Annotated in this window: 5 protein-coding genes and 1 pseudogene; all 6 read left to right on the forward strand. The window is 71.3% G+C overall.

The window, feature by feature from the left end; genetic code table 11:
* Nucleotides 1–178 (forward strand): annotated as a pseudogene (locus V8688_RS12160) (peptidyl-tRNA hydrolase); the annotation flags it as partial.
* A gap of 140 nt (nt 179–318) precedes the next feature.
* On the forward strand, nt 319–477 hold the full coding sequence (locus tag V8688_RS12165) for a hypothetical protein (RefSeq protein ID WP_218719299.1): 159 nt from the start codon (nt 319–321) through the stop codon (nt 475–477).
* Nucleotides 478–495: 18 nt separating this feature from the next.
* Complete coding sequence (locus tag V8688_RS12170) at nt 496–1329, forward strand: ABC transporter ATP-binding protein (RefSeq protein ID WP_218719300.1); 834 nt, start codon at nt 496–498, stop codon at nt 1327–1329.
* A 190-nt stretch (nt 1330–1519) separates the two neighbouring features.
* On the forward strand, nt 1520–2326 hold the full coding sequence (locus V8688_RS12175; RefSeq protein WP_342800819.1) for an NUDIX hydrolase: 807 nt from the start codon (nt 1520–1522) through the stop codon (nt 2324–2326).
* Between the two features lie 9 nt (nt 2327–2335).
* Entirely contained in the window at nt 2336–3112 is a 777-nt protein-coding gene (locus V8688_RS12180) for an enoyl-CoA hydratase-related protein (RefSeq protein WP_316575693.1), read from the forward strand.
* 87 nt (nt 3113–3199) lie between these two features.
* A complete protein-coding gene (locus V8688_RS12185) occupies nt 3200–4177 on the forward strand; it encodes a class I SAM-dependent methyltransferase (protein WP_218719303.1) in 978 nt (325 codons plus the stop codon).
* Nucleotides 4178–4283: the final 106 nt, after the last annotated feature.

Genomic DNA, 4283 nt, shown 5'->3' on the forward strand with positions numbered 1-4283 from the left:
CGCGGCGGCCTGGGCGCAGCGCGACTTCCGGTGCGCGGTCCGCGACGCCGACGAGCGACTGTGGGCGACGCTGGTGGCCGAGGTCGCCGCCGGCCGCGCCGTGGCGGTCCGCGACGCCGGTTTCACCGAGGTGGCTCCCGGCTCGATGACCGTGATCGCGGTGCCCGCCCGCTCCTGATCGGCGCGACACGCGCGAACCGAATTCGTCGATCGGATGACGGATTTCGCGACCCGCCGCCCGGGCTCGGTGTATCCGGCGGACCCCGGGGGTATACGTAACCGACGGCTGGGGGATCGAGGGCGTAGGGAGGTTCCGCGATGGTGACGACGATTGTGGTGATCCTGATCGTGTGGGTGGTGCTGTCGGTGCCGGTGTCCTTCCTCGCCGCCCGGATGCTGCGTGACGAGCCGGACGGGCGCCGCGGTTCCGCGTCGACCAGGAACAACGAATCCCACACGGGCCGGTCGTTCCGCTGAGGGGCCGCGTGGGCCAAGATGGAGCGCGTGTCGCAACCCGATCCCGATCTGCTCATCGACTTCTCCGACGTGACCATCCGCCGCTCGGGCCGAACGCTCGTAGGTCCGGTCACCTGGCAGGTCGAGCTCGACGAACGCTGGGTGGTGCTCGGCCCGAACGGGGCCGGCAAGACCTCGCTATTGAGAATGGCCGCCGCCGAGGTCCATCCGACCTCCGGTGACGCGAACCTGTTGGGGGAGACCCTCGGTCGCGTCGACGTCACCGAGTTGCGGCCGCGCATCGGGTTGTCCTCGGCGGCGGTGGCCAGCCGCATCCCCGTCGACGAGAAGGTCAGCGACCTGGTGGTGTCGGCCGGGTACGCGGTACTGGGCCGGTGGCGCGAACGCTACGACGACATCGATACCGAACGTGCCGTCGACATGCTGGAAACCCTGGGCGCCGAACATCTTTCCGACCGCACCTACGGCACCCTGTCCGAGGGCGAGCGCAAGCGGGTGCTGATCGCGCGTGCCCTGATGACCGACCCGGAACTGCTGCTGCTCGACGAACCGGCCGCGGGCCTGGACCTGGGTGGGCGCGAGGAACTCGTGGAGCGGCTGGGCAATCTGGCCGCCGATCCCGACGCGCCCGCGATGGTCCTGGTGACCCACCACGTGGAGGAGATCCCGCCGGGCTTCACCCACGCCCTGCTGCTCAAGGAGGGCGAGGTGGTCGGGCAGGGACTGCTCGAGGACGTGCTCACCGCCGCCAACCTCAGCGCCGCGTTCAGCCAGTCCATCGCGCTGGACCGGGTCGACGGGCGCTGGTTCGCCCGCCGGGCCCGGCGCGCGGGTCAGCACCGCCGCGCCTGAGGCCCACTCAGTGGGAACCGTCGCGTCGCACCGCGGCCGTCCGGGCTGAACTGTTTCCCCAGCGAACCAAGCGGGCGTTAGGGTGCAGACAGGCCGATGCGACGGCCGCCGTGGAACGGCGTCGGCTCCGGTGAGCCGTCCGATCCACCGCGGCCGTCGGACCGTCGGCCACGTGGTGGAGAGGAACGGTATGAGTGAGTCCGGGGTAGCCGCACGCGACGCGTCGACGGTGATGCTGGTGCGCGACGGCGCGGCGGGCATCGAGGTGTTTCTGCAGCGCCGCGTCAGCGGGATGGCCTTCGCGGGCGGTATGACGGTGTTCCCCGGCGGTGGCGTCGACGCCGCCGACGGCACCGCCGACATCGCCTGGGCCGGACCCGCGCCAGCGTGGTGGGCCGAGCGGTTCGCGACGAACGAGCAGGCCGCGCAGGCACTGGTCGCGGCCGCGGTCCGGGAGACCTTCGAGGAATGCGGTGTGCTGCTGGCCGGGCCGACCGCCGACACCGTCGTCGACGACTCCGCGGTCTATCGCGAGGCGCGCGGCAAGCTCGAGCGCCGGGAGCTCTCGCTCGCGGACTTCCTCGCCGCCGAAGGCTTGGTGCTGCGCGCGGATCTGCTGCGCCCGTGGTCGAACTGGATCACCCCCGAAGCCGAACCCCGCCGCTACGACACCCGGTTCTTCGTCGCCGTGCTGCCGCAGGGCCAGATCGCCGACGGCGCCACCTCCGAGGCTGCCCAGGTCGTCTGGGCGACCCCGCAGGATGCGCTGGCGAGCTGGCGGGCGGGCGAACACGTCCTGCTGCCGCCCACGTGGTCACAGCTCGACGGTCTGCGCGAATTCGCCGATACCGCGGCCGTGCTGGCCGCAGAACGGGCGATCACGCCGATCATGCCGCACTACACGCCCACCGCCGACGGCCCGCCGCTGACCGACTTCCCCGACAACGGCCGGTATTTCGCGGAGCTGCCGCAGTTGGGCGCACTGGGCGGCCGGTAGGTTGGCCGCATGGCCGAATTCGTCACCCTCGAGCTGCCCGCCGACCCGTCCGCGCGCGGCGTCGCGCTGCTGCGCATCGATCGTCCGCCGCTGAACCTGGTCGACGCCCAGCTGGCCCGTGAGGTCGCCGCGGCGGCCGAAACGGTGGCCCGGCACCCCGGCGTGGCCGCACTCATCGTCTACGGCGACGAGCGGGTCTTCAGCGCGGGCGACGAGATGACCGAGCTCGCCGAGCTCGACGCCGGGCAGGCCGCCGCGATGGCGGCCGATCTGCAGGCGGCGCTGGGCTGTCTCACCCGGGTGCCGCAGCCGACCGTCGCCGCGATCACCGGCTACTGCCTCGGCGCGGGCCTCGAGCTCGCGCTGGGCGCCGACCACCGGATCATCGGCGACAACGTCAAGCTCGGCCTCCCGCAGATCAAGGCCGGGTTGATCCCGCTCGCAGGCATCCGCAAGCTGTCGCTGCTGATCGGCGCGAGCCGCGCCAAGGACCTCGTCTACACCGGCCGTTTCGTCGACGCCGAGGAGGCCGCGACGCTCGGTCTGGTCGACGAGGTCGTCGCGCCCGACCATGTCCTCGCGGCCGCGCGCCGCTGGGCCGAGCAGTTCGTCACGGCCGCGCCGCGGGCCCTGGCCGCCGCCAAGGCGGTCTTCGAAGCGGGCCCGCACGGGCACTCCGCCGCCGTCACCGAGTGGTCGGCGTTGTTCGACACCGACGACGCGCGCACGGGCACCCGGACCTTCGCCGCGGACGGTCCGAACAGCGCCGTTTTCACCGGACGGTGAGCTGAGACCGGTCATGCGACCAGTTGGAACCGCCGGAAACAAGACCGCCCATTGCGTGCTGAGGGTCTCCTATTACTCTTGGCGGTTATGACGGTCCACCCCGATGACCCGGCGCCGAACCCGCACGCCACCGAGGCCGAGGTCGAAGCAGCGCTGAAGGACACCAAGCTCGCCCAGGTCCTGTATCACGACTGGGAAGCGGAGACGTACGACGACAAGTGGTCGATCTCCTATGACGAACGCTGTATCGCGTATGCCCGCGGCCGGTTCGACCTCGCGGTCGGCCCCGCCCCGCTGCCCTACGAACGGGCGCTCGAGCTCGGCTGCGGCACGGGGTTCTTCCTGCTGAACCTGATGCAGGGCGGGATCGCGAAGAAGGGTTCGGTCACCGACCTCTCGCCCGGCATGGTGAAGGTCGCGCTGCGCAACGCCGAGCACCTGGGCCTGGACGTCGACGGCCGCGTCGCCGACGCCGAGACCATCCCGTACGACGACGACACCTTCGACCTGGTATGCGGCCATGCCGTGCTGCACCACATCCCGGACGTGGAGCTGGCGCTCAAGGAGTGCCTGCGCGTGCTCAAGCCGGGCGGCCGTTTCGTCTTCGCGGGTGAGCCGACCACCATCGGCAACCTCTACGCCCGCAAGCTCGGCCAGGCCACCTGGAAGGTGACCACCGAGGTCACCAAGCTGCCGTTCCTGTCCGGCTGGCGCCGTCCGCAGACCGAGCTGGACGAGTCCTCGCGCGCCGCCGCGCTCGAGGCCGTCGTCGACCTGCACACCTTCGACCCGAGCGATCTCGAGAAGATGGCGAAATCGGCCGGTGCCGTCGACGTGAAGGCCACCACCGAGGAGTTCGCCGCCGCCCTCTGGGGCTGGCCGGTGCGCACCTTCGAGGCCGCCGTGCCCGACGAGAAGCTGACGGTCGGCTACCGCATGGCGCAGTACCGCGCCTGGCTGGGCCTGAGCTGGCTCGACGAGAACGTGCTGCGCAAGGTCGTCCCGCGCGAGTTCTTCTACAACGCGATGATCACCGGCGTGAAGCCGGGCGCGGCCAAGAAGTAAGTGGGGTACCGCTTCGGCCGCGACGATGTCGCCTTTCTGGGCAGCGCGGCGGGATCCGCCGCGCTCGCCGAGGTCGACCGGCTGGAGCTGACTCCGGCGACGCACC

Source organism: Nocardia sp. No.11, from assembly GCF_038752175.1.
Classification (GTDB): domain Bacteria; phylum Actinomycetota; class Actinomycetes; order Mycobacteriales; family Mycobacteriaceae; genus Nocardia; species Nocardia canadensis.